The following is a 25764-nucleotide window of genomic DNA, read 5'->3' on the forward strand; positions in this document are numbered from 1 at the left end:
TCAGGCCTCCTCAGGTTGTTGCCGGCGCGCGCCGAGGGATGCCGCCTGCTCGAGCAGCGAGATCAGTTCGCCTGCGCGCTTGTCGGAGGTGTGCTGATCCATGGTCCGTTCATATGCGCGCGCGGCAATGTGCTGAAGCTCGGCGTCGGCCGTCGTCAATGCAGCAAGCGTGTCCTTTTCATCGCGCGCGATCAGGATCTCGTGCCCGGGCGCAAAGAATTCATCGATCCCCGGCCAATCGTCGCTGAGCAGTGGGGCCTTGCAGGCAGCAGCTTCGAACAGACGCCCGGACGGGCACCAGCCCATCTCCGCCATGGCCCGGCGCGTGACGTTGAGCGTCAGCCGGGACGACGCAAAGAACGACGCGTGCTCTGACGGCGGCAAGTGCTGCACGAAATAGATGTTTGGCGACCAGGGAAAATCTTCCGGGTATTGCGCACCCCCGATCAGGAAGCGCAGATCCTGCCGTGCCCGTGCGGGTTCGACGAAGAGAGCCTCGAGCGCGCGCTGACGATCCTGCGAATATGTGCCGAGATAGGACAGATGCGCACGGTAGTGCGACTGAGACGGGACCGGTCGATGGATGTCAGTGTCGACATGGCCGTAGAGCGGACGGACGTTGCAGGCGCCGAGCCGGTCGCGAAATTCGTTGCAGATGCGGGGACCGCCGGTGAAGCTCAGGACCAAGGCGAAATCTCGCAGGCCGCGCGGCCCGATATAGGGAACGGCGCCGCCGGCCATGAGCTTCGCCAGCGTGACCGGTGTGTCGAGATCGTAGAACACGGGCAGCGCGCGACCCTCAGACAGGGTAAGCTCGGTCGCGGCGATCGCGTCGGGACAATAGGAGGTCACGATCGCGACATCGGCATCGCGAAGGTCGCTGCGCGCCAAAGGAAGCACATCGTCCCAATTCGAGAACAGGCGCAGCTGGCCGCCCGCCAGTTCGTGCAAATCCCGCGCGCTGGCGTAATAGGGCACGTCGCGCTCGAAAAAGATGACGCTGTGGCCGGATCGCGCGAGATGCTTGCAAAGCCCACGCCACAAGGTCGCGTGACCGTTGCCCCAGGAAGAGGAAATTGTCAGGCCGAAGATGACGATCTTCACGCTGGCACCCGCTGATTGATCCCGGTGATCTTGATTCCGCGATTGTCCACGCTGAGGGTGCTGACGCTGCCGGGGTCGATCTCGATCGAGAGGAAGTCGTCGAGCTCTTTCCGGGAATAATACAGCAGCGCCGCGCGGATCGGCTCGGCATGGCTGACGGCGACGACGGTGCCGGGATCGCGGTCGCTGCTCACCTGCTCCAGATGGGCGACGACGCGCTTCTGGAGCGCCCGCATGCTTTCGCCGCCCGGCGGACGGATCGTTCCGCGTTGTTCGTTCCAGCGCGACCATCGGGGATCCGGGGCGAGCGCCTCGAAGGATCGTCCAGTCCATTCGCCATAGTCGAGCTCGTTGAGCGCGGGCACGATCTCGACCGGCAAGCCGAAATGCGCGGCAAGGATACAGGCCGACTGCATGCAGCGCCGTTGCGGGCTCGACTGTATCAATGTTGGTCGCGGTGAGATGCTTTCGGCGCATCGCGCCATTTCTTCGCAACCGGGATCATCGAGCTCTACGCCCTTCATCCGGCCACATAGCGTCAGGCCGAGGAGGGCGTGATGCCCGTGGCGGATCAGATGAATGATCTTCGCCATCAGGTATACGCCTTGTCGTCGATGAACGCGCGCGTCCGCCGTCCGGCTTCATCGTCCGTGAACTGCTGCGGCGGCGACTTCATGAAATAGCTCGATGGGCCCGTCAGCGCGCCGGCCTGCCCGCGGTCCATGGCGAGCTTGGCGCAGCGGACCGCGTCGATCACGACACCTGCCGAATTCGGGGAGTCCCAGACCTCGAGCCTGACTTCCGCGCTTAAGGGCACACCGCCGAACGTCGTGCCCTCCAGGCGGATGAAGGCCAGCTTGCGGTCGGTCAGCCATGGCACGTGGTCGCTCGGACCGACATGAATATTGTCGATATCCATGGGCACGTCGAACTGGCTGGTCACGGCCTGGGTCTTGGAGATTTTCTTCGAGGTCAGCCGCTCGCGCTCGAGCATGTTCTTGAAATCGGTGTTGCCGCCGACATTGAGCTGGTAGGTGCGATCGAGCCGCACGCCGCGGTCGCGGAAGAGATTGGCGAGCACGCGGTGCAGAATCGTGGCGCCGACCTGGCTCTTGATGTCGTCGCCGACGATCGGCAGGCCTGCATCCTCGAAACGCCGCCGCCAGTCGGTATTCGAGGCAATGAAGACCGGGATGCAATTGACGTAGCCGCAGCCGGCCTCGATCGCGCGCGCGGCATAAAATTCGCTTGCGTGCTGCGAGCCGACGGGAAGATAGGACACCAGCACGTCCGTGCGCGACGTCGCGAGCACTTCGGAGACGTCGGCTTCCGGAACATCCGCAATCGGAATGTCCTCCTTCAAATACTGGCCGATTCCGTCCATGACCGGGCCGCGCTGGACGACGACGCCGGTCTGCGCAACGTCGGAAAAGCGATGCGTGTTGTTCGGTGCTGCGAAGATTGCCTCGGCGACGTCTCGTCCGACCTTGCCGGCATGGACGTCGAAGGCCGACGCGACCTGAATGTCGCTGATGTGGTAGCCGCCGAGATCGGCGTTCATCAGCCCAGGCACCGGCTCATTCGATTTGGCCTCCCGGTAGTAGGAGAGCCCCTGAACGAAGGAGCTCGCACAATTGCCGACACCGACGATGCCGACGCGCACGCGCCGCCTGTCCTGAAGACGAGAATGCATGGATCGAAGCCCTCCGGAAGACATGCAGTGTTGACGTAAGTACGTCGGCGAACGTGAGGAACGTATGTTCGTTCCTGAACTCACGGCACTATGTCCGCCTCACGTCAGATACCGGCCGGAAAAATTTCGCGCGCTTAACCTGGGATAAAATCGCGGGCAGTTTGGAGGGAACGAAGAGCTTCCAGGATGAAGATGAAGAAGATGATGCTCTCGAGAGAGTCCGACATACGAAAGAACAAATCCTCGCGCCCGGCGTTCACGGCGAAACAGTCTGACGCGAGGGCCGATCCATCGCTCGCTCCTTGTCAGCAATCGAGGTGTCACATGTCATCCAAATCACAAACCAGCGAAGCCCAGCAGACCACCAGCCACGACGTCATCCGGAAATGGGCGGAGGAGCGCGGTGGAAAGCCCGCGACGGTCAAGGCTACGGAGGAGGGCGGACACGCCGGCATCCTGCGCATCGATTTCGATCCGCCCGACGAAGAAGGGCTCGACCGGATCGGCTGGGACGAATTCTTCACCAAATTCGACGAGGCCGGCATTGCCTTCCTCCACCAGGACCAGACCAAGGACGGTAAACCGAGCCGCTTTCACAAATTCGTGCGGCGTTGATCGGATCACCGCGAGTGTCGGGCGGTTGGACGGAGGCGATGCGGGCAGGCGACTTCGAACGCGCCTGGGCGATCAACGACCGCGATCTGACGATGCTTGCGTATCCACCCAAGCACACCGGGCCGCGTCACCTCCAGCGGATCTGGCGCGGCGAGGACCTGACGGGCAAGCATGTGCTGGTCCGCTGCTACCATGGGCTTGGCGACACCATTCAGTTCCTGCGCTTCATGCGACCGCTTCGCGATATCGCGCGCAGCGTCGCGGTCTGGTGCCAGAGCGAGCTCCTGCCGCTGGTCCAGCGAGCGGCTGGCGTTGATCGTGCCTTTGCGCTCCACGACGGTGCGCCTGACGTCGACTTCGAGGTCGATATCGAGATTATGGAGGTTCCGCATGCCATAAAGGCGAGGCGTGAGCACGTCGAAATGCGCGCACCTTACGTATCACTGCCACCGGCGGTCGAGCCAACGCCGCCGCATGAGCGAGGTCTTGCCGTCGGCCTGGTTTGGGAAGTCGGCAATTGGGACAAGCGAAGGACCGTTCCGCCCCCGCTGTTGCGGCATCTTGCCGTTCCCGGCGTAACGCTCTCCTCGCTGCAGCGCGGAGCCCGGACGTGCGAGCTGGCAGAGATCGGCGCGAGGGACGTCAGTACAGCTGACGTTACGGTTCTCGGTCATCACCTCCGGCGGCTCGATCTCCTCATTTGCGTCGACACCATGGTAGCCCACCTCGCGGGGGCGCTCGGACGTGACGCGTGGGTGATGTTGCATGCGGATTGCGACTGGCGCTGGCCGTCAGCTGGATCTCACTCCTTCTGGTATCCCAGCCTGCGATTGTTTCATCAGAGGACCCCGGGCGATTGGGATTTGGTCCTTGCAGAAGCACGCAAGGCATTGGTTGCGCGCTCCCGAGGTGTTCAAGGCGTCCGAGGTGTTCAAGGCGTCGTTTGACAACGCGTCGTCTGAAAAGGCTCAAACGAGCGCAACCTCCGCCGTAAGCGGCCTGAGATGCGACGACGCATCCTCATGGCTGGGTCGAATCCCCAGATAAGTCGGATCGAAACTTGCGAGCCGCACGAGTGCCGGCCAGTCCGTGATCATGACCGTCTTACCCTGCCATTGCAGAAGGTTGCATCGTCGCAGTTCCTGAATGGTGCGATTGGCGTGGACAGGGGAGATGCTGCACGCTGCGGCAAGGTCCGATTGGGTGAAGGGTGATGGCAGTCTGAAATCTCTGGCAAGGCCGACGCTTTGCAGGCGCGCGGTGATCTCGCACAGCAGATGCGCCACGCGCGTCAATGCATCGCGGCTACCCAGGTTCACTGTCCAGTTGCGCTGAATGGCGTGATCGGTGAGCAGCATCAGCAGCAATGCGCGGGACATAGCGGGCGAACGCGCGGACAGATCGTGAAAGAAGCGATGTGGCACGAGAGCGACGATGGCCGGGCCGAGCGCGATCAGGTTGCCGTCGACGCGAGGGCGATGAAGCGTGTGTAGATTGGCGATGTCACCGGGAACATGGATTGACGTGATCTGCCCGTCCGCGCTCTCTGCGTCCTGCCAGGACAGATATCCCTGGAGCAGCAGACAGCACTGGGTGGCATCGTCGCCATGCCGCAGAACGGTCTGACGCGAACCTAGATGGGCAATTGTGCTTGCCATGTCCGCGAGCAGGTGGAGATCGTCGGCAGTTACTGGAGCGAGGCTCGCCAGCCGGTCGGCGAGCTTGGAGAACGCAAATCCTGCCTGCATTGGTGGTCCGATAACCCCAAAACCCGTCTCCTAATCTGGTCGAAGAGAAGGGTAGAACGCATTAAACTTTGATACGTTGGCTCCGTGTTGCGAACCAAAGTCGAAGGAATGCAGTCCGCCCGAGTGCCCTCGGCATCGACGTGTGGCGTATCAGGCCAGCGCACCGGTGACGGCGCAAGGCTAGAGGCAAGCGTAGGAACCTTCACCCCAAGGACGAGTTGGCCGTCGGGCAGGGCGAAAGTCATACGAGGCCAACCGTGCAAGCGAGGCCAACCGTGCAAGACAACGTGCGCGTGCGCACCACAGCGCAAATCGCGGGCCATCCGATTCATCCGATGCTGGTGCCGATACCGATCGCTTGCTTCATCGGGGCGCTGCTGACCGACATCGCCTACGTCGTCAGTGCCGAGATCATGTGGGCGGATTTTTCGGCCTGGCTTCTGGTCGTCGGCGTCATCTTCGGCGTGCTGGCGGCAATCGCCGGTCTGACCGATTTCCTCGGCAACCGCCTGGTGCGGGCGCAGCCGCCGGCCTGGCCGCACCTGATCGGCAACGCGGTGGCGCTGGCCCTGGCCACCGTCAACGCCCTGATCCACACGCGCGATGCCTGGACATCGGTGTGGCCGATGGGGCTCGTGCTTTCGGCGATTACCGTGCTGATCCTGCCCGTCACCGGCTGGCTTGGCTGGGCCATGGTCTATCGCCACGGCGTGGGAGTTGCGCGATGAAATCCTCAATCGCTCGCGCACTGTTGTGCTCCTCGCTGCTATGCCTCGCCGCCTGCAATGACGGCAGTGGCGATCCGAAGGCGCAAACCGGCGCCAACCCGACGCTCCCCGACATACAGCAATACCTCCTGCCGCCGATGCACATCGCCCGCATCGTCGGCTGGAAGAAGGACGAGACCCCGACCGTCGCGCAAGGTTTGCAGGCCAAGGCCTTTGCGACGGGCCTGCAGCATCCGCGATTCCTTTACGTGCTTCCCAACGGCGACGTGCTGGTGGTGGAATCCAAGGCGCCGAAGGCGGCCCCGATCAAGCGGCCCAAGGAAATCGTGATGGGATACATCGAGTCCTGGGCGACATCAGGCGGCGACACCGGCGAGAGCAACCGCATCACGCTGCTGCGCGACAGCAATGGCGACGGCGTGCCGGACACGCAAAGCGTCTTCCTCGACCATCTCAATTCGCCGTTCGGCGTCGCGCTGGTTGGCAACGACCTCTACGTCGCCAACACCGATGCGATCGTCAGATATCCCTACACCGAAGGCGACACCAAGATCACCGCCCCGGGCACGGTGCTGACGCCGCTGCCGGGCGGACCGATCGACCATCACTGGACCAAGAGCCTGGTCGCGAGCCCCGACGGTTCAAAGCTCTATGCCGGCGTCGGCTCCAACAGCAACATCACCGAGAACGGCATGGAGGCCGAGCACAATCGCGCCAACATCCTCGAGGTCGATCGTGCCAGCGGCCGTTGGCGCATCTTCGCGAGCGGGCTGCGCAATCCCAACGGTCTCAGCTTCGAGCCGCAGACCGGGGCGCTGTGGACGGTGGTGAACGAGCGCGACGAACTCGGTCCCGATCTCGTGCCCGACTACATGACATCGGTGAAGGACGGCGGCTTCTATGGCTGGCCCTACAGCTATTACGGCCAGCACGTCGATCCTCGTGTCAAGCCGCAGCGGCCCGGCCTCGTCGCCAAGGCGATCGTGCCTGACTACGCGTTGAGCTCGCATGTTGCGCCGCTCGGAATGGCCTTCAACACAAGCGCGAGTCTGCCGGCCGCCTACCGCGGCGGCGCCTTCGTCGGCGAGCATGGCAGTTGGAACAGGCAGGTCTTGAACGGCTACAAGGTGGTGTTCGTGCCGTTCACGGATGGCAAGCCGAGCGGCCCGCCTCAGGACGTCGTCACCGGCTTCCTCAACAACGACAATCACGCGCGCGGGCGGCCCGTCGGCGTCGCCATCGACAAGACCGGCGCGCTGCTGGTCGCCGACGACAGCGGCAACATTGTGTGGCGTGTGACCGCTGCGCATCCCCAGGTCACGCAAAGATAGACCTGAGAACGGGAGGAGTTGGATCATGGGCCTTGCTCAATACGCCATCGTGCCAGTGCAGGACGAATGGGGTGTGCTGCACGACGGCGACGTCAAGAGTAGATACGCCACCAAGGAAGCCGCGTTCGAATCGGCGGTCGCCGCGGCATCCCTGGCGCTTCGCGAGGGACACGAGGTCCATGTCAGCGTGCCTGGTCGCGAAGCCGGCGAGAACGCGCTCGGCATTTGACGGAGCACTCCGAGCAGAGCACTTCAGGAGACTGCGATGACCAAGCCCCGTGAGCCGAACGGCATTGAGCCCTCTCGCTCCGAAGACGACATTCAGCGCGATCAGCTCGGGCCGCGCGGCGTGCCGGATGCGCCGGATCCCGCCAAGATGACACCTCAACGCGACAAGAAGACGCCGAAGCAGGTCGATCCCGGCCATCCCGCCTGACGGCTGCCCCGCGGCTGGCGCGGCCGTGCCATTCGGAACCGCCATTCCCGGTCGTCGCATCCGGGGGTAAGACTGGCGTCACAGGCGTGATCTGCGCCTGGCGGGCAGGCGACGGCTGGAATGCGGTTTCTGAAATCTGACAGCAGGCTCATCGGCGTCCTGCTGGTGCTCGCGGTTACCCAACTTGTTGGGTGGGGTACAATAGGTCTTCCCGCCATCGTCGGGCGCGCTCTCGCGGCCGATCTCGGCATGAGCTTGCCGGCGGTGTTCGCCGGGACATCCGTTCTCTATGTGTCGATGGGGCTGTGCGCGCCCTGGCTCGCCAGGTCGTTTGCGCGGCACGGCGCGCGAAACGTGATGGTGGCGGGCACGGTCCTCACCGTGCCGGGCTTCATACTGCTGTCCCTCGCGCGCGAGCCGATGCTCTATTTCGCCGCCTGGATCGTTCTCGGCATCGCCGGCAGCGCCACGCTTTCGACCGGCGCCTATATCATGCTGAACGAGGTCGCGGGGCGGCAGGCCAAGAACGCCATCGGCGCGCTGATGCTGGTGACGGGCCTGTCGAGCAGCATCTTCTGGCCGACCACCTCGTTTCTCAGCGATCAGCTCGGCTGGCGCGCGATGTGCCTCGTCTACGCGGCGATGATGCTCGTCATCAATCTTCCGCTCTTTGCGTTTCTCGCGCCGCGCCGGAAAATTGCCGGAGATGCTGGTGGTGGACCGCTGAAGTCTTCGTCGCCGCCTGCGATCCCCAGGAGCACCTTCAGCCTCGTCGTTGCCGCGATCACGCTCAATGCCTTCGTCAATTTCGGCATCGGTGCCATCATGATCGAGTTGTTGCGGGCGGAGGGGCTGGCGCCGGCGCAGGCGCTTTTGTTCGGCTCGATGCTGGGCGTGATCCAGGTCAGCGCCCGCGGGCTCGATTTTCTCGGCGGCGGGCGGTGGGATGGAATCACGACCGGGCTCGTCGCCGGCACGGCGCTCCCGGTCGCCATGCTGCTGCTGATGTCGAGCGAGGGCGCGACCTGGACGGTGGCGGTCTTCATCCTGCTCTATGGTGCCGGCAGCGGCGCGATGGCGGTGGCGCGGGCGACGATCCCGCTGGTGTTCTACGATCAGGCCGAGTTCGCCAAGGCGATGTCGATGATTGCACTGCCGCTCAATCTCGCCTCCGCCCTTTCTCCGCCGCTGCTGGTCGGCCTGCTCACCCAGTTCGGCAGCCGCGGCGCGCTGGGGCTTACCTTCGTGTTCTCCTGCGCAACGGTTCTGATCCTCGTCCTGCTCGGCCGACGGCGGCCGGAGGTGGTTGCGGCGGCCGTGACCTGAGAATACTCGCACTGCGGAAATTCGCTGCGAGGGTGACCTGCGCCGGGCGAGCGGGGGGATGGCCGTATGCCCACAGTGCAGTGCTCAGACCGCCAAACTAGTGTATCCGCAGGAAGCGCGGCCCGCGACCTCGCCGCCGCGCCAATATTCAGTTCCCGGAGGACTTCGACATGTCGGCCCTGCCGCTTTCAGGCATCAAGATCCTTGACCTCACTCGCGTGCTTGCCGGACCCTTGTCGGCCCAGATGCTGGGCGATCTCGGCGCGGAGGTGATCAAGATCGAGCGGCCGGGCACCGGCGACGACGCGCGCGCCTTCGGGCCGCCTTATCTGACCGATCCCGAGGGCAAGGCCAACAACAACAATTCCTTCTACCTCTGCGCCAACCGCAACAAGAAGTCGGTCACGGTCAACATCGCCAAGCCCGAGGGGCAGGCGATCATCCGCGAGCTCGCCAAGGATGTCGACGTCTTCATGGAGAACTACAAGGTCGGCGATCTCAAGCGCTATGGCCTCGACTACGAGACGATCAAGGCGATCAACCCCGGCATCATCTATTGCTCGGTGACCGGCTTCGGCCAGACGGGGCCTTACGCGCCGCGCGCCGGCTATGACGCCATCCTGCAGGCGATGGGCGGCCTGATGAGCGTCACCGGCCATATCGACGGCGAGCCCGGCGAGGGCCCGATGAAGGTCGGCCCGTCGATCGTCGACTACATGACCGGCATGAACACCTCGATCGGGATTCTCTCGGCGCTGTACCATCGCGACGCCAATGATGGCGTGGGACAGCATATCGACGTCTGCCTGTTCGACACCGTCATCGCGTCGTTGTCGCACTGGCTGCAGATCTACCTCGTCAACGGCAAGACCCCGCCGCGCCGCGGCACCTGGGGCAATGGCGGCATGCCGGCCGGCGTGTTCCGCTGCACCGACGGGGAACTGATGCTGGTGGTCGGCAATGACGGCCAGTTCCAGCGCACCTGCGCGGTGCTCGGTGAGCCCGAGCTCGCGAGCGACAAGCGCTTTGTCAAGAACAACGACCGCGTCGTGCACGGTAAGGAAATCATGGCGATCTTCGCCGGCCTGTTCCTGAAGCAGCCGGTGGCCTACTGGCTGGACAAGCTGGAGGAGGCCGGCGTGCCGTCAGGTCCGATCAACAATTTCGAGCAGGTGTTTTCCGATCCCCACGTCCAGTCGCGCGGCATGCGGGTGAAGGTTGACCATCCCTTCGAGCCCGATCTCTCGCTGATCCGCAACGCGCTGACGCTCTCGGAAACCCCGATCGAGACCTACCGCGCCCCGCCGCTATTAGGGGAGCACACCCAGGAGGTGCTCGGCGGCAAGCTCGGCTATGATGCGGACAAGATCGAGACGCTGAAGCAGCAGGGTATCATCTGAGCTTTTGGGAGAAGGGAAGAGGGCCGGCGCTCGCGGAACGTCGCGCATGCCGCCGGCATCCTGAAGAGCCTGGGGGCGAGCGTCGCGACCGCCAAACGAGGCGCGCGCGATGCTCGGGCTTGCCTGAGGCTTGCGGGCAATCCCCAGATAATCCCGGTCCGTACTCACACAGGCTTCCGTTCCGCGCGCGACTCAGATTCGATCCTTCCACTCAGTCCGGGAGGGAACGATGTCCTACACGATCGGGTTTCAGGCCAAGGACCAGAAGGCAATTCTGGCGACCGAGGCGGCCACGGCAAACCAGGCCGTCGCGATCGTTGCCGCGCTGCGGCAAAGCGCCGACGAAATAAAGTTCATTCGCTCGCCGCAGGAAGGCGAGATGGGCATCGAGATGCTGCTGCTGCTCGCCAAGGAAGAGGCCGAGGAGATGCCGCAGCACGCCTAGGCGGTTCGGCGAGCAAACTTCGATCGGAAGCGAAGCATGGCGGCTGCAGGATGATGTAGCAAGCCGTCATCTCGCTTGAACCGAAGGTGGCCGCCCATGAAACGCGAAGCGCTCCGCGTCGAACCGATCTCGACCTTTCTCGATCGCTGGAAGGCGCCGACCTCGCCGGTCACGCGCGCGGGCAACATGATCTTCGTCGCCGGCCTGCCGCCGTTCGACCCCGAGACGGGCGAGATCGCGGAAGTGCCGATCGAACGGCAGAGCGAGCTCGTCATCGAGCAGATGAAGCTGTGCCTTCAGACGGCGGGCGCGAGCCTGGACAACGTCATGAAGTGCAACGTCTACTGCACCTCGACAAAACACTTCGCGGCGTTCAACGTCGTCTATGCGCGCTATTTCCCGCAAGATCCGCCGGCGCGGATCTTCGTCTGCACGCCGGAATGGTTCGGCCCCTTCGACGTCGAAATCGACTGCATCGCGATGATGTGAGGTTAGCGCGCCGCCACCCTTGACGGCGGCTTCGCCTCCGTCCGTCCCGCCGTCAGCGCCATCGTCGCCACGCTGACGACGCGCGCGACGACGTCCTCGACGTCGTCGAGATCGCATTTGCCTTCCGACAGCTTGGTCAACCGCTCGCTCTCGCGGATGGTGTGGTGCGCCATGGCGAGCGCGAAATTCAGGCCCCAATAGATATCGACGTCGCTGCGGTCGGGCAGGGCGCGGCGCATCGCGCCGGCGAATTTCCGCAAATGGTCGATCTCGCGGTTCTTGATGCGGCGGATCGGCGGCACGGATTCGATCGAGGCGCGAATCATGAAGCGCGCCGCGGTGGAGCGCTGGTTCTCCGGGCCGAGGCAGCCGCGCAGCGTCGGGCCGACCAAGGCATGCAGGATCACCTCGATCGACGCGCGGCCGCCGCCTTGTTCTTCCGCCGCCTTCAATTCGCGCAAGCGCTCGCGGTTGGTGGCGATCGAGCGTGTCACGAACAGCTCCGCGATCAACTCGTCCTTCGAACCGAAATGATAGTTCACCGCCGCGAGATTGACACTGGCCTCCGCGACGATGTCGCGCAGCGTCACGTCGCCGAACCCGCGATCGGCATAGAGCCGTTCGGCGGCGGCGAGAATGGCAGTCCGGGTATGATCACTGGCCATGGGTGCCCCTCGGGGAGGGAGTTGCAATTCAAACACTTGTATGAAACTATCGTTTGAAGGCCGGGAAAGTCAATCCGCAATCGGGACTCGTTCGCAAACGCGCGAACCGGTTCCGAAGCATCCGCAAGCCGCGCATTGGCGCTTGCAGGTCGCGCGGTGCGGGAGGACAGTCCGGCGCAAAACAAGTTCGCAAAGAGACAACGAGGAGCGTCCCCATGGATTTCGATCTGTCGCCGAAGCAGAAGGAATGGCTCGACCGCGTGCGGTCCTTCATGGCCAAGCACGTGCGCCCGGCGGTGCCTGTCTACAACGAGCAGGATCACAGCGGTGAGCGTTGGAAGGTCATCCCGGTGCTCGAAGACCTCAAGAAGAAGGCGAAGGCCGAAGGCCTCTGGAACATGTTCATGCCGCCGAACGAGCATGAGGACGACGAATTCCGCGGCGCGGGACTGACCAATCTCGAATACGCGCTGCTGTCGGAAGAGATGGGCCGCATCACCTGGGCTTCGGAAGTCTTCAATTGTTCCGCGCCCGACACCGGCAACATGGAAGTGTTCATGCGCTACGGCTCCAAGGAGCAGAAGCGTAAATGGCTGCGCCCGCTGATGGACGGTGAAATCCGCTCCGCCTTCCTGATGACGGAGCCGGCCGTGGCCTCGTCCGATGCCACCAACATCGAGACCAGCATCGTGCGCGACGGCGACCACTACGTCATCAACGGCCGTAAATGGTGGTCGTCCGGCGTCGGCGATCCCCGCTGCAAGATCGCGATCCTGATGGGCAAGACCGATTTCAAGGCGGCCAAGCACCAGCAGCAATCTCAGATCCTGGTGCCGCTCGACACGCCCGGCATCAAGGTCGAGAAGATGCTGCCCGTGTTCGGCTTCGACGACGCGCCGCATGGCCACGCCCAGGTGCTGCTCGAGAACGTGCGGGTGCCGAAGGAAAACATCCTGCTCGGCGAAGGCCGCGGCTTCGAGATCGCGCAGGGCCGCCTCGGTCCCGGCCGTATCCATCACTGCATGCGCACCATCGGCAAGGCCGAGGAGGCGCTGGAGAAAATGGTAAAGCGGCTCACCTCGCGCACCGCCTTCGGCAAGCGGATCGTCGAGCATTCGGTGTGGGAGCAGCGCATCGGCGATGCCCGCACCAACATCGAGATGACGCGCCTTCTGTGCCTCAAGGCCGCCGACATGATGGACAAGGTCGGCAACAAGACCGCGCAGGCCGAGATCGCCATGATCAAGGTCGCAGCGCCCAACATGGCGCTGAAGATCATCGACGAAGCCATCCAGGCGTTTGGCGGCGCAGGCGTGTCCGACGAAGCGGGCCTTGCCAAGGACTACGCCCACATCCGCACGCTCCGTCTCGCCGACGGCCCGGACGAGGTGCACAATCGCGCCATTGCCAGGCTTGAAGTTCGGAAGTATGCAAACTCTTCCAGTCATTAAGAGGGAGGGCGGAAGCGCGCTCCCGACTTGAAGAAACGACAGGGCATGATCCTTATTGGATAACCGCTTGACGCAAGTGCAAGAGCGGTTACCGATTAGGATCATGCTTGGACTGAAGAGGGAGCGTCATCGTGGCTGACGGCGTCAGGAAAGACGAAGAGTTCTCGGGCACCAAGCCTGTCGAGGAGCGGCATCGAATCGACGAGATGCGGCTCGAGGCTTGGTTGCGCGACAACGTCGAGGGTTATGAGGGACCGCTGGTCGTCCTCCAGTTCAAGGGCGGCCAGTCCAACCCGACCTACCGGCTTGACACGCCGAACCGCTCCTATGTGATGCGCCGAAAGCCGTTCGGCAAATTGTTGCCATCTGCGCATGCGGTCGACCGCGAATATCGGGTGATCGCAGCGCTTGGAAAGCAGGGCTTTCCGGTCGCGAAGGCCTATGCGCTGTGCCAGGACGACAGCATCATCGGTTCGGCCTTCTACATCATGTCGATGGAAAACGGCCGGGTGTTCTGGGATCCGGCGCTGCCGAGCCAGACGCCGGAGGACCGCCGAAAAATCTTCACCAGCAAGATCGAGACGCTGACGAAGCTGCACATGTACGATCCCGTCGCGATCGGTCTTGGCGAGTTCGGCAAGCCCGGCAATTATTTCGCGCGCCAGATCGACCGCTGGACCAAGCAGTATCGGGCGTCCGAGACCCAGACCATTCCGGAGTTCGAGAAGGTCGCGGAATGGTTGCCGAAAACCGTGCCGGAGCAGGCGCGCATCTCGATCGTCCACGGCGACTATCGCCTCGACAACATGATTTTCCACGCGACGGAACCGCGCGTGCAGGCCGTGCTCGACTGGGAATTGTCGACGCTCGGCGATCCCATGGCCGACTTCACCTATCTGTTGATGCAGTGGGTCATGCCGGGCCTTGAGGGCGCCGACCTCAAGGCGCTCAACATTCCGAGCGTGGAAGAGGCCGCGCAGATCTATTGCAACGTCACCAAGATGACGGTGCCTGACCTCAACTGGTACTTCGCCTACAATTTGTTCCGCCTCGCCGGCATCACCCAGGGCATCGCCGGCCGCGTCCGCGACGGCACCGCGGCGAATGCCAAGGCGCTGGAGTCAGCCAAGCGTACCGTACCGCTGTCGAAAGCGTCGTGGGAATACGCGCAGAAGGCGGGCGCGGTTTAAGGAATCCGAAGGCGCGGCTGACGGCCGCGCCTTTTTACCTCGATCGCCGCTCTCGTGTCCCGGACGCGGTGCAGCACGAAGTGCTGCTCCGCAGAGCCGGGACCCAGTCACGTCGCCAACGTATTCAACTCATTCGTAAGATCGCGCCAATCCGGATTGAGCCGTTCGGGACAGAATGACGAGAGAGATGCCCGCATGATCGACCACACCGCGCTCATCACCTACATCCTCATCGTCCTCGGCTTCGTCTTCATTCCCGGTCCGGCGACACTCCTCACCATGGCGCGCGCCGCGAGCTCGGGAACCAGGGTCGGCATCGCGACGGGCGCGGGAATTGCGGCCGGTGACGTGGTCCACACCACCATGGCGATCGTCGGCCTCTCTGCGATCATCGCAACTTCGGCCCTCCTGTTCAGCGTCGTCAAATACGCGGGCGCAGGCTTCCTGATCTATCTCGGCATTCGCGCCATTCTCGACAAGGCGCCGCTGGAGGTGAATGGCGGCGCGCCCGCGATCAGCGCAGAGCGGGCATTCCGGCAGGCCGTGCTGACCGAGGTGCTTAATCCGAAGACCGCGCTGTTCTTCCTCGCGTTCCTGCCGCAGTTCGTCCGTCCCGAGCATGGTTCGACGACGCTGCAGCTCGCGCTGTTCGGCGCTGTCTTCGTGTTGCTCGGCCTCGTCAGCACGGTGGTGTTCGCCGTCGGCGCCGGCCGTCTTGGCAATTTGCTACGCCGCCATCCGGCCGTCGTGAAATGGCAGGGCAAGGTGGTCGGGACCATCTACTGCGCGATTGGCGTGCGGCTGGCGTTGCAGGAGCGCTGAGCGGTATCCGCCGCTCTCGTGTCCCGGACGCGGTGCAGCACGAAGTGCTGCTCCGCAGAGCCGGGACCCAGTCACGTCGCCAAGGTATTCAGCTCGTTCGTAAGATCGCGCCAATCCGGATTGAGCTCTTCGATCAGCTTGAGCTTCCACGCCCGTCGCCAACGCTTCAACGAATGCTCGCGTGATCGAGCTTCCAGTACGGACTCGAAGGTCTCGAAGTAGACGAGCAGAGTTACGTCATATTGCCGCGTGAAGCAGGGTAGGAGTTTGGACTTGTGCTCGGCCATTCGTCGACCGAGATTGTTGGTGACCCCGACATAAAGAGTCCCGTTTCGCTTGCTCGCGAGGATGTACACGAAGAAGGGCATCTGCATGCAACCTGTGTCCGATGGTGGCGCGACTTAAGATTGCATGTTGAGGCACCATCGCCAAGGGCGCCTGGGTCCCGGCTCTGCGGCGCGTCACTGCGTGCCGCACCGCGTCCGGGACACGTGAGCGGATTCCGGGCGTGCGATTTCGCCTCCGGAGGCCGATGAATAGCCATGCTCTCTTGTCCCGGACGCGGTGCAGCACGAAGTGCTGCTCCGCAGAGCCGGGACCCAAATAGCTGCAGACACCGATTATGACGCAACACAATGCGCGATGAGCTTCTCCACGAACGCCGCGCATTTCTCCAGCTGCGCCATTTCCACGAATTCGTCCGGCGTGTGCGCCTGCGCGATTCCGCCGGGGCCGATCACCACGGATGGGATATTGGCCATGCTGGCGAACAGGCTCGCTTCGGTGCCGAAGGCGACCTTGGCGTGGTCGTTGCGGCCGGCGAGGCTCTTGGCCAACGTCACGATGGCGGCGTCGGCGGCCGTGTCGAGCGCGGGGTAGTCGAGGATCTCCTCGAAATCGATGCCGCATTCCGGATGCGTCGACTTCATCGCGGGCTCGAGCTCGGCCTTGGCCCAGGCGACGATCGCATCCGTGACCTCGCGCGACTCGGTGATGCCGATGCCGCGGCATTCGAAATCCACCGTGCAACTATCCGGCACGATGTTCAGCGCGGCGCCGCCATGGACGATGCTGGTGAGCAGCGTCGAGTGCGGAACATCGTAGAGGCTGTCCGTTGACCGCACGGCGGCGAGCGTGACCGCGCGGCGGCGGATTTCGACGATCAGCTCGGCCGCATATTCGATCGCATTCACCCCGTCGGGCGCGATCGAGGAGTGGCGGGCCAGCCCCCGAAACGTCGCGCGCACGCCGTGCTTGCCCTTGTGCCCGATGATGACCTTCATCTCGGTGGGCTCGCCGACGAAGCAGCCGAGCGGCCTGACCTTCTTCTTCGCGATCTCGCCGAGCATCGGCCGCACGCCGACGCAGCCGATCTCTTCGTCATAGGAGATCGCCAGATGGATCGGCGTTGCCAGCTTCACCTCCAGCATTTCAGGCACCATGGCGAGGCACACCGCGACGAAACCCTTCATGTCGGTGGTGCCGCGGCCGTAGAGCCTGCCGTCGCGCTCGATCAGCTTGAACGGATCGTGGCTCCAGTCCTGGCCGACCACAGGCACCACGTCGGTATGTCCTGACAGCACCAGGCCGGGGCGGTCCTCGGGTCCAATGGTGACCCACAGCGAGGCTTTCTGTCCGGTCTCGTCGACGATGCGCTCACCCTTGACGCCGAGCGCGGCGAGATAGCTCTCGATATGCGCGATCAGGGGCAGGTTGGAGCGATCGCTGATCGTGTCGAAGCCGACGAGGTCGGCGACCAGTTTTCGGATACGGTCGGGTCTTGAGCTTGGCATTTTCACGTTCTTGTCAGGAGTAGGGAAGCTGACGCAGCTTGCATGAACCATACCAATGTTGCGGGTGGTAGGGCAAACCAGCACAAATCCGTCCGGGCGACGAGATGTTGCGTGGTCCGTCGGGCAAAACACCCAAATGCTCGGTCAACCCGCATCGCCAAAAATATTCCACTTTACCGAAATTCGGAAACGGCGTATGTATCGCCGCAACCCGGCCCAAGGAAGAGGGGCGTATCGCGATCGTCACGAACGCGGGCCGGGCGGCGGTGGACGTGGATCACATCGGCGCGAATGGTTTCGCAGGGCGGAGAGCCGTGAGCGAGGGCGTCGCGCGCACGACCGGTGTGATCGGCGTACGGCCAAATCGTGTCGTCCTGGCGTCCGGGGTCTGTGCGCCAAGTCTTGCGGTGATGTGTGCAGTCCGACCGGGCACACGCATCAGCCATCCGCAAGGCGACGGGGGCAATAGTGCATCGCTCCCCGGGGAGAACACGACATAAGCCGTTCCAACCATCCGCGCAGGGAAGGCCGGGATGCTCCGGTTGCCCTGTTTCCCGCTGTGCATTGTAGCGCAATCTGCCCTTGGCATAGCGGATCAATAGGAGCCAGCCGGCTCCCGGTCTTCCCTGCGCCCTCTTTCAATCGAGGGTGAAGCGACGAAGCAAAGCTCGGGCGAAACACGCCGCGAGGATGCGATCCCATGTCAGTTATTCAACAACGATCTCGTGCCCCGGACACAGCGCAGCGCCTCTTGGCGGTGCGCTGCAGAGCCGGGGCCCATGCAACAGTGAACGGTGTGGTTTCCTGGGTCCCGGCTCTGCGCAGCAGCGTAAGAACGCTGCAGCGCGTCCGGGACACGGAAGCACCGCTATTAAACCGGCTTGCCCGTATACGGCATCGACGCCGTCAGCCCGCCGTCCACCGGGAATGCCTGGCCGTTGACATACGACGCCTCGTCGCTGGCCAGAAACAATCCCATCGCGGCGAGCTCGTGCGGCTGGCCGGGGCGCTTGAGGGGGTTGAGCTGGCCGATCTTGTCGGCGGTGCCGCGCTCCTTGGCGCGGTCGAAGATTGGCTTGGTCATGCCGGTCTCGATCAGGCCGGGGCACACCGCGTTGATGCGCACGCCGGTGCCGGTGAGCGAATACGCGGTGGTCTGCACCAGGGAGATCACGCCGGCTTTGCTCGCTGCATAGGGATGACCGCTGGCGCCGGCCTTGAGACCGGCCACGGACGCCGTCAGCACGATCGCGCCGGACTGCTGCTTCACCATGTGCGGCATCGCATGCTTCACCGCGAGAAACGGCCCGATCAGATTGATTCGCAAAACCTCCTGCCATTGCTCGACGGTCTGCTCGCCGAGCGGGACGAGTCCGCCGGAGACGCCGGCATTGGCCCAGATCACGTCGAGCCGGCCGTGCGTCTTCATCGCCTTGTCGATCACGGCGATGACGTCTTTTTCGGAGCCCGCGTCCGCCACCATGGCTTCCGCGACACCGCCGGCCTTCCTCACCTCGTCGACCGTCTCCTTCACCGCCTCGGTGCGATCGACGGCGATCAGCTTGGCGCCTTCCCTCGTGAACAGCAGCGCAGCTGCGCGGCCGATGCCGCTGCCGGCACCGGTGATGATGACGGATTTGCCTTGCAGACGGCCCATGCGTTTTCTCCCTCTGGTTCGCACGCGACGCTTGCCGCGCGACGGAATTTCAAACAAGATTTCAAACGGTAAAGTGTCTTGAGACACGTTCGCTACTGACGTACAGCGACATCAAACGGGATGGAAGGGTTTCGATGGCAGGTGCAGACAAGCCCAAGGTGGTCACGACACGCTGGTGGTGGGTCCGTCACGCGCCGGTGCGCAATGACGGCGGCAACATCTACGGTCAGTCCGATCTCGCCTGCGACACCAGCGATACCTACGTCTTCAATGCTGTTGCCAAGGTGCTGCCACGAAAGGCGGTCTGGTATTCGAGCAATCTGATGCGCACGCACCAGACCGCCGAAGCGATCTGGGCGGCGGGCTTCCCGAGGCCTGCGGCGATGAAATGGGAAGCGGACCTCGCCGAACAAAACCTCGGCCGCTGGCAGGGCATGAACCGCGCCCAGTTCATCGCCAGCCGCCCTGTCGGCTCGAGCTGGTTTGCCGATATCAACGAGCCAGCACCCGGCGGCGAGAGTTTTATGGACCTCTACAATCGCGCGCGCCGCACCATCGATCGGATCAATGCCGAGGCTGCGGGGCGTGATGTGATCGCAGTGGCACACGGTGGCACCATCAAAGCGGCACTTGGGCTGGCGCTCGATGGCCAGTTGGAGAAGGCGCTGTCGTTCGACATCGACAATTGCTCGATCACGCGGCTCGACCATTTTGCGAACCCCGAGCGCACGGTATGGCGGCTGCCGATGGTGAACCAGCAGCCGTGGATCGCGGACGACGCGCATGCGGAGATGCATCAGCCGGCAGGACCGGAAGTCAAGAAGCTCGCCTGAGTCCGGTCGCGTGGCCACGGCGTAAGCTTCAGGCCAATTCAAATCATAACTGTTGGGAGAGAAGCATGACCTTGTTCGACATGAAGGGGAAAGTAGCCGTCATCACCGGCTCGACGCGCGGCATCGGGCTTGCGATCGCCGAGCGCATGGCCGAGCACGGCGCCAAGGTCGTGATCTCCTCGCGCAAGGCCGATGTCTGCGATCAGGTCGCCAAGTCCATCAACGACAGATTCGGCAAGGGCACCGCGGTCGCCATCGCCGCCAACATCTCGTCGAAGGAAAACCTGCAAAACCTCATCGACGAGAGCAACCGCGCCTTCGGCAAGATCGACGTGCTGGTCTGTAACGCCGCATCGAACCCGTATTACGGTCCGCTCGCCGGCATCTCCGACGATCAGTTCAGGAAGATTCTGGACAACAACATCGTCGCCAACAACTGGCTGATCTCGATGGTGGTGCCGCAGATGATCGAGCGCAAGGACGGCTCAATCATCGTCGTCTCCTCGATCGGCGGCCTGAAAGGCTCGACCATCCTCGGCGCCTACGCGATCTCCAAGGCCGCCGACATGCAGCTCGCCCGCAACCTGGCCTGCGAATACGGCCCGCACAACATCCGCGTCAACTGCATCGCGCCCGGCCTGATCAAGACCGATTTCGCCAAGGCATTGTGGGACAATCCAGAAAATTTGAAGGCTTCGACCGCGCGTTCGCCGCTGCTCCGTATCGGCATCCCCGACGAGATCGCGGGCGCCGCGGTGTTCCTGGGATCGAAGGCCGGCGACTTCATGACCGGCCAGACCATGGTGATCGACGGCGGCGCGACGATCAGTTGAGGGGCTGCTGATTGGCATTGCTCTCGTGTCCCGGACGCGGTGCAGCACGAAGTGCTGCTCCGCAGAGCCGGGACCCAGAATGTCGCGAAGATCGAGATCGCTTAGGCTTGGGCCCCGGCTCTGCGACGCACCGCTACGCGCTGCGTCGCGTCCGGGGCACGAGACCTCAATCCACCGCCGCGTACACCAGATCCCGCACCAGCGTCCGCGTAAAATCGCGCTGTCCCGGGCCCTGGCTCATGAACACGACGAACAGATCCTCCTTCGGATCGATCCAGAAGAACGTCCCCGCAATGCCGCTCCAGAAATACTGGCCGACGCTGCCAGGGAAGGGCGCGATGCCGGCCTCGCGGCGCACGGCGAAGCCGAGGCCGAAGCCGTGGCCGGGCGACAGGAGAGTGCCGTTGGTCACGACGTGAGGTCCGAGATGATCGGACGCCATCAGCTCCAGCGTCTTGCGGCCGATGATCCTGTTGCCGTCGAGGGTGCCGCCGTTGCGCAGCATCAGCGCGAAGCGGGCATAATCCATGGTGGTGGAGACGAGGCCGCCGCCGCCGGACTCCATGATCGGCTGCTCGAGCATGTTGAACAGCGCGACCTTGTCGCCGGTCCAAGGATCGGCCGCGAACGGCTCGGCCAGCCGGCCGGCATTGGCCTCGCCGGTTGCAAAGCCGGTCTCGGCCATTTGCAAGGGCGCGAGAATGCGCTCGGCGAGGTACGTGCCGAGCGACTTGCCGCTGACGATTTCGATGATGCGGCCGAGGATGTCGGTGGAGCGGCTGTAGTTGAACTCGTCGCCGGGATGGCAGACCAGCGGCAAGCTCGCCACCAAGGCGGCGTGCTCGGCATTGGTGATCTTGCGGCTGCGCACCCGCGAGTCCTGGTAGAGCTTGTGCACGGGGCCGTCGCCCTGGTGCTCGTAGGTCAGGCCGGAGGTGTGGCGGAGCAGGTCCTGCACCGTCATCGGCCGTTTCGGGGGAACCAGTTCCAGCTTGCCGCCGCTGACCACACCGACCTTTTGATCGGCGAACTCTGGGATGAATTTCGCGACGGGATCGGCAAGGAGCAGGTGGCCGTCCTCGAGCAGCGCCATGATGCCGACCGACACGATCGGCTTGGTCATCGAGAAGATGCGGAAGATCGAATCATGCGCCATCGGCGCCGCGCCCGTCGGGCTCTGCTTGCCGAGCGCCTCAAACCAGCCGACCTGGCCGCGCCGCGCCACCAGCACGGTGACGCCGGGAATGGTTCCCTTATCGATCTCACGCTTGAAAGCGTCCGACATGGCCTGAAGGCGGGGACGTGACAGCCCGAGCGTCTCGGGGCGGGCCTCCGGCAGAGGCGGGGTGTTCGGCGCGGTCGAGGGGCGAGGGGCGGCTGTCGCAGAGGCTGTCGCAGAGGCTGTCGCAGTCATGGGCACTCCCGGTTGCTTATTATTATTCGGGGCCGACTGTGGCCCAGAAGGCGCGGCACAAACAAGCGAAGCCAGCGCGCTTCACCCTTGCAATCCGGCCTTGCAATCCGGCCGCCCCCTGTGCTTCAAAGCGGCCTGATCCGGCGGCAACGCAGGGTCCGTAGGAGTGTAGCTCAATTGGTAGAGCACCGGTCTCCAAAACCGGGGGTCGCAGGTTCGAGCCCTGCCACTCCTGCCAGCGAAATCAAACACTTAGATCAGATGCTGGCGGGACGGGAACCTACCGTTTCCAGATCGCCTCCGCGAGGGCGATGTCGGCCACGGAATCTTCGCCGGAAGCGAGCGGCGTCCTCTGCTCGACGATATCCGTGACGAATGCATCGGCCTGACGCCGAAACGCCCAACTCTTCTCGCGCGACAATTGCGTGCGTTGTCCTTGCTGATCGAGGATGACCTCCGCCTCCTGCTCGGCAAAGGGCGGGGGCAACTCGATGGTCACTGCGCCCCGCTCGAACGCGATGCTCAGACCCTCACGCCAGCCGCCCTCAGATCCATTTACGAGTTGCAGCGCGCAGGCGACGCCGTCGAAGTCGAGCGTCACGGTCGCCGCGCCCGAGGTCTCGACGGTGCTTTGCGCGACTGCCGGCGACGATCCGAGCACGTAGCGCGCGAGATTGATGATATGGCTGAACACGTTCAGAAAATGGTCGTAGCCGGGTCGCATCGCGCCGGGCATCCAGTCCGGGCCATCCTGCCAGAGCTCGAGCCCGTCCGGCCGCGCTTCGCCGGTCATGATGAAGTTGTCCTGCGACCGGCCAGTGTTGCCGCCGAAGCACCAGCCTCGCGCCCCGATAACGCGCCCAAGCGACTGATCCGCTCGAATGCGCGTCAACTCGGCCAGCGCGCGTGCCACGCCGACGTCGTGACGCTTCATGTAGCCGATGCTGTAGACGAGCTTGTGCCGCCGTGCGGCCTCGGCCAGTACAACGGCCTGAGCCGTGGTGTAGGCCATCGGCTTTTCCGACAGCACATGCCGGCCGCTGTTCAACGCATCCAGCACGATCGGGCCGGTGGCGCGACGCTTCGTCACCACGACGACGGCGGACACCTCGCTGTCCGCCAGCAGCTCCCGGTGCGTGCCGTAGACCCGGGCGATGTCGAATTTTTGCGCCGCTGCGGCAGCGAGATCAGGCCGGAGATCGGCGATCGCGACAACGCGGCAGGCGGGATTGGCAGCGAAATTGGCCAGGTGGCACATCTGGCCGACCATGCCCGTTCCGATGATGCCAATGCCCGGCCTCACTTGCTAGGATCCCTCGAAGCGCTTCCGGATGACGAGGAAATGCGCCGGCTGTCCCCAGGTGTTGATGAAGGCCGGGTCTGACTGGGTGAGCGCGGTGACCGCGGACACGTCCCGTCGCCCGATCGCGCCAAAGATACGATGGAAACTGTCGAGCGTCGCGACGACGGCGTCGATGTCGGACGCATCTTCGGCGAGAATTTCTGTCGTCCTTATCGTCTCGCGCAGCGACGCGAGGCTCGCGATCACACGGGGCAGGCTGTCGCCGAAGGGATCCTCGATCATCCCATCGACATCGAGAACCAGTGTCTCGATCGAAGCCGAGATCGCGTCGACCGCTTCGGTCTTGCCGGCCAGATAGAGCTTCCGTCCGCCGAGAAAGCTCAGACGGCTGCGGCCGAGATGGCGCGCCGCGCGCCGCAGCTTCTCGTCATCGGACAGGACCTTCTTGTGCCAGTAGACGTCCAGGCTGTCGCGATAGGCGGGCCACGCCGAATGGATATCGAATCCCTGCTCGTGCGCCGCCCTACACAAGGCTCCCGCCTCGAGGAAGTAGCGGTGCCGAACGAATGGATTTTCGAGCACGTCCATCAGCCAGGATACGAAGCTGCGTGTGTGCGGAATGCTGTTCCATTTCGCGTCGAACAGCATCTTCGCCGTTTCGAGCCCGGGACGGCCCGTCAGTACCTTGCCTGCCGCATGAATCGCCTTGAGCGCGAGCTCGAAGAATCCGCCGTAGCGCTCGTAGTAGGAAACGACCGCGTAACCGTCCGGATTGAGCAGCCGGTGAAAGATGCCGAGCCAATTCTCAGTCGGCTGCACCGTGTAGATGAATCCTTCGGCATCGATGATGTCGAAGCGACGATCGCTGCGAAATCCTTCGACATCGGACGATACGAGTTCACGCAGACGTTCCGCTTGGCTGAAATGCGCGAAGTAATCCTGGATTTTCGCGTGCGCATGCCGGTTCGGCTCGGCGAGCGTCATGTTTGCGCCCCAGCCTGCAAACACCAGCGCGTTCTCGCCGGAATCGGGGCCGAATTCGAGCACGTCGGCGTCGCGGAACAACCGCGGCGGCAGCACCAGCTTGTCCGAAAACAACTCGCGCCGCAGGCCGGCATAGGCTCCGAGTTCGGCGGCGGATTTGAAATTCCCGAACGTCGGCAGGACCTCCTGACGTTCGTAGTAGTTGAAGAGCTTGTCCTCAGCCATGCCGCGACCCTGCGGCCGCCTCGAGGCGATCGAGCTCGTTCCAGATGTCCGAGGGTGCGAAGATCGAAACGATGTGGAGCGGGCGCTTCACGGTTTCGCGCAGCCGGCTGCTGACCCTGTCTTCGTTCTCCTGGTTCACGGCCAGAAGGCAGACGAGCGGATTCGACTTGCCTGCGAGGCCCTCCGGCGAACGGATCGGAATGCCGGTGCCGGGCAGGAACAAGCCCTGGCGCTCCTTCTGGTCGTCGACCGAGAGGTCGACGAGATCCGCGAGTTCGTGGGCATTGGTGAAGGTGCAGGCGCGGCAGCCGGCGCCGTAGATGGCGAGCTCGGCGCCGTTGGCGCGAGCCTTGGCGAGGATCGGGCGGAGCCGCGCGCCGTACTCCCTTGCGCGCTGGCCGAACCTCTCGCCGACTCCGGCAGGGGCGGGCGGTGGCGTCACGTCGTGCGGGGCGCGGCGCGCTGCGATCGCGAGGCTGCCGCCGCTGAAATTGTATTTCTTCACCGACACCGCCTCGAAGCCGTGGCGCGCCAGCAGCGCGAGCAGTGTCGGTTCGGTGAAGTAGCTGACGTGCTCCTCCCACAGGACCGAGAGGTCGCCCGCCGTCGAGCCGGGTGCGAAATCAGGCACGTCGATGAACAGCAGCCCGTCGTCGCTGAGCGCGATCTTCACGCAGTCGAAAAAGTTCTCGAAATCGACGATGTGCTCCAGCACCTGGCGCGAGACGACGAGGTCGAACTTGCCGGCCTCTGCGACCGCGTCGTGACACAGCGCCGGGCTGATCATGTCGGCATAGACCTTGATGCCGCGCTCGCGGGCGATCTTGCCCGACACCAGGTTGGGCTCGACGCCCACCAGAACTTTCGCGCCGCGTTCGCGAAGCCTGTCCATGAACAGGCCGTCGTTGCATCCGATCTCGAACACGGATTGATGGCTCGAGAATTTCGCGATGGTATCGAGCTCGTCGACCTGGTGCGGCTCCGGCTTCCAGCTGCTGAAATTGTAGTTGAACTGCCGGTACAGAATGTCGGGATCGATCGGCTTGACGATCTGGGGCAGGCCGCACTCGCCACACGCCAGCACCTCGAACGGATACCGGTCGTCCTGTTCGTCGCGGCTGTGCCGAAGCCGATGCGCAATCGGCATCTGTCCGAGGTCGATGACCGGGCGCAAATTGGTCGAATGGCAGAGGCGGCAATGATCGGTCACGGGTTTGGCTCTGTGCAGGAAAAGCGAGGAAACATCGGTGCTCCAGGCGATACGCGACGCAGTTGAAGC

General features: G+C 63.7%; 27 protein-coding genes and 1 tRNA gene. 16 read left to right on the plus strand and 12 right to left on the minus strand.

All coding sequences use genetic code 11. The annotated features are described in order from the left end of the window. From ABIB06_RS30375 to ABIB06_RS30385, 3 genes are read right to left on the minus strand one after another with little or no spacing between them, the layout of a single operon-like run. Complete coding sequence (locus tag ABIB06_RS30375) at positions 1-1104, minus strand: CgeB family protein (protein ID WP_354050905.1); 1104 nt, start codon at positions 1102-1104, stop codon at positions 1-3. Then, entirely contained in the window at positions 1101-1697 is a 597-nt protein-coding gene (locus ABIB06_RS30380; RefSeq protein WP_354050903.1) for a histidine phosphatase family protein, read from the minus strand. Before ABIB06_RS30380 ends, ABIB06_RS30375 begins: the two co-directional genes overlap by 4 nt. After that, entirely contained in the window at positions 1697-2797 is a 1101-nt protein-coding gene (locus ABIB06_RS30385) for an inositol-3-phosphate synthase (RefSeq protein ID WP_354050902.1), read from the minus strand. Before ABIB06_RS30385 ends, ABIB06_RS30380 begins: the two co-directional genes overlap by 1 nt. 324 nt (positions 2798-3121) lie before the next feature. Between ABIB06_RS30385 and ABIB06_RS30390 the strand changes: the two genes are divergently transcribed. Together ABIB06_RS30390 and ABIB06_RS30395 are read left to right on the plus strand one after the other, a co-directional pair. Further along, positions 3122-3412, plus strand: coding sequence for a hypothetical protein (locus ABIB06_RS30390; RefSeq protein ID WP_354050901.1), 291 nt, complete (start codon positions 3122-3124; stop codon positions 3410-3412). A 38-nt stretch (positions 3413-3450) separates the two neighbouring features. Continuing rightward, positions 3451-4359, plus strand: a complete 909-nt coding sequence (locus tag ABIB06_RS30395; RefSeq protein WP_354050899.1) for a hypothetical protein — start codon at positions 3451-3453, stop codon at positions 4357-4359. 21 nt (positions 4360-4380) lie between these two features. Here ABIB06_RS30395 and ABIB06_RS30400 read toward each other — a convergent pair whose 3' ends face one another. Further along, the gene (locus ABIB06_RS30400; protein ID WP_354050897.1) at positions 4381-5160 is read right to left on the minus strand and encodes a Crp/Fnr family transcriptional regulator; all 780 of its coding nucleotides are present in this window, start codon (positions 5158-5160) and stop codon (positions 4381-4383) included. A gap of 275 nt (positions 5161-5435) precedes the next feature. Between ABIB06_RS30400 and ABIB06_RS30405 the strand changes: the two genes are divergently transcribed. The 8 genes from ABIB06_RS30405 (at position 5436) to ABIB06_RS30440 (ending at position 11315) form a co-directional block, all read left to right on the plus strand. Then, complete coding sequence (locus ABIB06_RS30405; RefSeq protein ID WP_354050895.1) at positions 5436-5888, plus strand: DUF2231 domain-containing protein; 453 nt, start codon at positions 5436-5438, stop codon at positions 5886-5888. Beyond that, positions 5885-7219 carry a PQQ-dependent sugar dehydrogenase gene (locus ABIB06_RS30410; protein WP_354050893.1) on the plus strand — a complete coding sequence of 445 codons (1335 nt, stop codon included), beginning with the start codon at positions 5885-5887 and terminating at the stop codon, positions 7217-7219. Before ABIB06_RS30405 ends, ABIB06_RS30410 begins: the two co-directional genes overlap by 4 nt. A 25-nt stretch (positions 7220-7244) precedes the next feature. Continuing rightward, entirely contained in the window at positions 7245-7448 is a 204-nt protein-coding gene (locus ABIB06_RS30415; RefSeq protein ID WP_063682698.1) for a hypothetical protein, read from the plus strand. A gap of 36 nt (positions 7449-7484) precedes the next feature. Beyond that, complete coding sequence (locus tag ABIB06_RS30420) at positions 7485-7655, plus strand: hypothetical protein (RefSeq protein WP_247350294.1); 171 nt, start codon at positions 7485-7487, stop codon at positions 7653-7655. Positions 7656-7775: 120 nt separating this feature from the next. Continuing rightward, the gene (locus ABIB06_RS30425; RefSeq protein WP_354050891.1) at positions 7776-8981 is read left to right on the plus strand and encodes an MFS transporter; all 1206 of its coding nucleotides are present in this window, start codon (positions 7776-7778) and stop codon (positions 8979-8981) included. A 170-nt stretch (positions 8982-9151) separates the two neighbouring features. Beyond that, on the plus strand, positions 9152-10381 hold the full coding sequence (locus ABIB06_RS30430; RefSeq protein ID WP_247350291.1) for a CaiB/BaiF CoA transferase family protein: 1230 nt from the start codon (positions 9152-9154) through the stop codon (positions 10379-10381). 229 nt (positions 10382-10610) lie between these two features. Then, positions 10611-10826, plus strand: coding sequence for a hypothetical protein (locus tag ABIB06_RS30435; protein WP_247350289.1), 216 nt, complete (start codon positions 10611-10613; stop codon positions 10824-10826). A 96-nt stretch (positions 10827-10922) separates the two neighbouring features. Then, complete coding sequence (locus tag ABIB06_RS30440) at positions 10923-11315, plus strand: RidA family protein (RefSeq protein ID WP_354050889.1); 393 nt, start codon at positions 10923-10925, stop codon at positions 11313-11315. Positions 11316-11317: 2 nt separating this feature from the next. Here ABIB06_RS30440 and ABIB06_RS30445 read toward each other — a convergent pair whose 3' ends face one another. Beyond that, positions 11318-11980, minus strand: coding sequence for a TetR/AcrR family transcriptional regulator (locus ABIB06_RS30445; RefSeq protein ID WP_354050888.1), 663 nt, complete (start codon positions 11978-11980; stop codon positions 11318-11320). Positions 11981-12195: 215 nt separating this feature from the next. Here ABIB06_RS30445 and ABIB06_RS30450 point away from each other — a divergent pair, with 215 nt between their 5' ends. From ABIB06_RS30450 to ABIB06_RS30460, 3 genes are all read left to right on the plus strand, one after another. Next, complete coding sequence (locus ABIB06_RS30450; RefSeq protein ID WP_354050887.1) at positions 12196-13431, plus strand: acyl-CoA dehydrogenase family protein; 1236 nt, start codon at positions 12196-12198, stop codon at positions 13429-13431. A gap of 131 nt (positions 13432-13562) precedes the next feature. Next, positions 13563-14621, plus strand: a complete 1059-nt coding sequence (locus ABIB06_RS30455; protein WP_354069777.1) for a phosphotransferase family protein — start codon at positions 13563-13565, stop codon at positions 14619-14621. Between the two features lie 195 nt (positions 14622-14816). After that, positions 14817-15443, plus strand: a complete 627-nt coding sequence (locus ABIB06_RS30460) for a LysE family translocator (protein ID WP_354050883.1) — start codon at positions 14817-14819, stop codon at positions 15441-15443. Positions 15444-15514: 71 nt separating this feature from the next. Here ABIB06_RS30460 and ABIB06_RS30465 read toward each other — a convergent pair whose 3' ends face one another. From ABIB06_RS30465 to ABIB06_RS30475, 3 genes are all read right to left on the minus strand, one after another. Next, on the minus strand, positions 15515-15817 hold the full coding sequence (locus tag ABIB06_RS30465; RefSeq protein ID WP_354050881.1) for a GIY-YIG nuclease family protein: 303 nt from the start codon (positions 15815-15817) through the stop codon (positions 15515-15517). Between the two features lie 246 nt (positions 15818-16063). Beyond that, the gene (gene argE, locus ABIB06_RS30470; protein WP_354050879.1) at positions 16064-17236 is read right to left on the minus strand and encodes an acetylornithine deacetylase; all 1173 of its coding nucleotides are present in this window, start codon (positions 17234-17236) and stop codon (positions 16064-16066) included. Positions 17237-18107: 871 nt separating this feature from the next. After that, on the minus strand, positions 18108-18893 hold the full coding sequence (locus ABIB06_RS30475; protein WP_354050877.1) for an SDR family NAD(P)-dependent oxidoreductase: 786 nt from the start codon (positions 18891-18893) through the stop codon (positions 18108-18110). Between the two features lie 134 nt (positions 18894-19027). On the opposite strand from ABIB06_RS30475, the gene ABIB06_RS30480 reads away from it, so the two are divergent. After that, positions 19028-19726, plus strand: coding sequence for a histidine phosphatase family protein (locus ABIB06_RS30480; protein ID WP_354050875.1), 699 nt, complete (start codon positions 19028-19030; stop codon positions 19724-19726). A gap of 65 nt (positions 19727-19791) precedes the next feature. Next, on the plus strand, positions 19792-20559 hold the full coding sequence (locus tag ABIB06_RS30485) for an SDR family NAD(P)-dependent oxidoreductase (RefSeq protein WP_354050873.1): 768 nt from the start codon (positions 19792-19794) through the stop codon (positions 20557-20559). A gap of 166 nt (positions 20560-20725) precedes the next feature. On the opposite strand, the gene ABIB06_RS30490 is transcribed toward ABIB06_RS30485, so the two are convergent. Continuing rightward, positions 20726-21973, minus strand: coding sequence for a serine hydrolase domain-containing protein (locus ABIB06_RS30490; RefSeq protein ID WP_354050871.1), 1248 nt, complete (start codon positions 21971-21973; stop codon positions 20726-20728). 162 nt (positions 21974-22135) lie between these two features. Here ABIB06_RS30490 and ABIB06_RS30495 point away from each other — a divergent pair. After that, positions 22136-22211 (plus strand) — tRNA-Trp (locus ABIB06_RS30495). A 42-nt stretch (positions 22212-22253) separates the two neighbouring features. Here ABIB06_RS30495 and ABIB06_RS30500 read toward each other — a convergent pair. From ABIB06_RS30500 to ABIB06_RS30510, 3 genes are read right to left on the minus strand one after another with little or no spacing between them, the layout of a single operon-like run. Then, positions 22254-23276 (minus strand): Gfo/Idh/MocA family protein, encoded by a 1023-nt coding sequence (locus tag ABIB06_RS30500; RefSeq protein ID WP_354050869.1) that lies wholly within the window; start codon positions 23274-23276, stop codon positions 22254-22256. A 3-nt stretch (positions 23277-23279) separates the two neighbouring features. Beyond that, positions 23280-24485 carry a class I SAM-dependent methyltransferase gene (locus ABIB06_RS30505; protein ID WP_354050867.1) on the minus strand — a complete coding sequence of 402 codons (1206 nt, stop codon included), beginning with the start codon at positions 24483-24485 and terminating at the stop codon, positions 23280-23282. Further along, positions 24478-25695: a class I SAM-dependent methyltransferase gene (locus ABIB06_RS30510; RefSeq protein ID WP_354050865.1), complete on the minus strand. Its 1218-nt coding sequence runs from the start codon at positions 25693-25695 to the stop codon at positions 24478-24480. The genes ABIB06_RS30505 and ABIB06_RS30510 overlap by 8 nt, the downstream gene beginning before the upstream one ends. Between the last annotated feature and the right edge of the window lie 69 nt (positions 25696-25764).

The sequence above is a fragment of the Bradyrhizobium sp. LB8.2 genome (assembly GCF_040548035.1).
Lineage (GTDB): Bacteria > Pseudomonadota > Alphaproteobacteria > Rhizobiales > Xanthobacteraceae > Bradyrhizobium.

Excerpts from the sequence above, each read along its gene's own strand:
- ABIB06_RS30420 (WP_247350294.1), top strand. The coding sequence starts at position 7,485 with ATGACCAAGCCCCGTGAGCCGAACGGCATTGAGCCCTCTCGCTCCGAA.
- ABIB06_RS30400 (WP_354050897.1), bottom strand. The coding sequence starts at position 5,160 with ATGCAGGCAGGATTTGCGTTCTCCAAGCTCGCCGACCGGCTGGCGAGC.
- ABIB06_RS30505 (WP_354050867.1), bottom strand. The coding sequence starts at position 24,485 with ATGGCTGAGGACAAGCTCTTCAACTACTACGAACGTCAGGAGGTCCTG.
- ABIB06_RS30380 (WP_354050903.1), bottom strand. The coding sequence starts at position 1,697 with ATGGCGAAGATCATTCATCTGATCCGCCACGGGCATCACGCCCTCCTC.
- ABIB06_RS30485 (WP_354050873.1), top strand. The coding sequence starts at position 19,792 with ATGACCTTGTTCGACATGAAGGGGAAAGTAGCCGTCATCACCGGCTCG.
- argE (WP_354050879.1), bottom strand. The coding sequence starts at position 17,236 with ATGCCAAGCTCAAGACCCGACCGTATCCGAAAACTGGTCGCCGACCTC.
- ABIB06_RS30385 (WP_354050902.1), bottom strand. The coding sequence starts at position 2,797 with ATGCATTCTCGTCTTCAGGACAGGCGGCGCGTGCGCGTCGGCATCGTC.
- ABIB06_RS30465 (WP_354050881.1), bottom strand. The coding sequence starts at position 15,817 with ATGCAGATGCCCTTCTTCGTGTACATCCTCGCGAGCAAGCGAAACGGG.
- ABIB06_RS30475 (WP_354050877.1), bottom strand. The coding sequence starts at position 18,893 with ATGGGCCGTCTGCAAGGCAAATCCGTCATCATCACCGGTGCCGGCAGC.
- ABIB06_RS30390 (WP_354050901.1), top strand. The coding sequence starts at position 3,122 with ATGTCATCCAAATCACAAACCAGCGAAGCCCAGCAGACCACCAGCCAC.
- ABIB06_RS30445 (WP_354050888.1), bottom strand. The coding sequence starts at position 11,980 with ATGGCCAGTGATCATACCCGGACTGCCATTCTCGCCGCCGCCGAACGG.
- ABIB06_RS30490 (WP_354050871.1), bottom strand. The coding sequence starts at position 21,973 with ATGACTGCGACAGCCTCTGCGACAGCCTCTGCGACAGCCGCCCCTCGC.
- ABIB06_RS30480 (WP_354050875.1), top strand. The coding sequence starts at position 19,028 with ATGGCAGGTGCAGACAAGCCCAAGGTGGTCACGACACGCTGGTGGTGG.
- ABIB06_RS30460 (WP_354050883.1), top strand. The coding sequence starts at position 14,817 with ATGATCGACCACACCGCGCTCATCACCTACATCCTCATCGTCCTCGGC.
- ABIB06_RS30425 (WP_354050891.1), top strand. The coding sequence starts at position 7,776 with ATGCGGTTTCTGAAATCTGACAGCAGGCTCATCGGCGTCCTGCTGGTG.
- ABIB06_RS30415 (WP_063682698.1), top strand. The coding sequence starts at position 7,245 with ATGGGCCTTGCTCAATACGCCATCGTGCCAGTGCAGGACGAATGGGGT.
- ABIB06_RS30395 (WP_354050899.1), top strand. The coding sequence starts at position 3,451 with ATGCGGGCAGGCGACTTCGAACGCGCCTGGGCGATCAACGACCGCGAT.
- ABIB06_RS30410 (WP_354050893.1), top strand. The coding sequence starts at position 5,885 with ATGAAATCCTCAATCGCTCGCGCACTGTTGTGCTCCTCGCTGCTATGC.
- ABIB06_RS30450 (WP_354050887.1), top strand. The coding sequence starts at position 12,196 with ATGGATTTCGATCTGTCGCCGAAGCAGAAGGAATGGCTCGACCGCGTG.
- ABIB06_RS30440 (WP_354050889.1), top strand. The coding sequence starts at position 10,923 with ATGAAACGCGAAGCGCTCCGCGTCGAACCGATCTCGACCTTTCTCGAT.
- ABIB06_RS30430 (WP_247350291.1), top strand. The coding sequence starts at position 9,152 with ATGTCGGCCCTGCCGCTTTCAGGCATCAAGATCCTTGACCTCACTCGC.
- ABIB06_RS30435 (WP_247350289.1), top strand. The coding sequence starts at position 10,611 with ATGTCCTACACGATCGGGTTTCAGGCCAAGGACCAGAAGGCAATTCTG.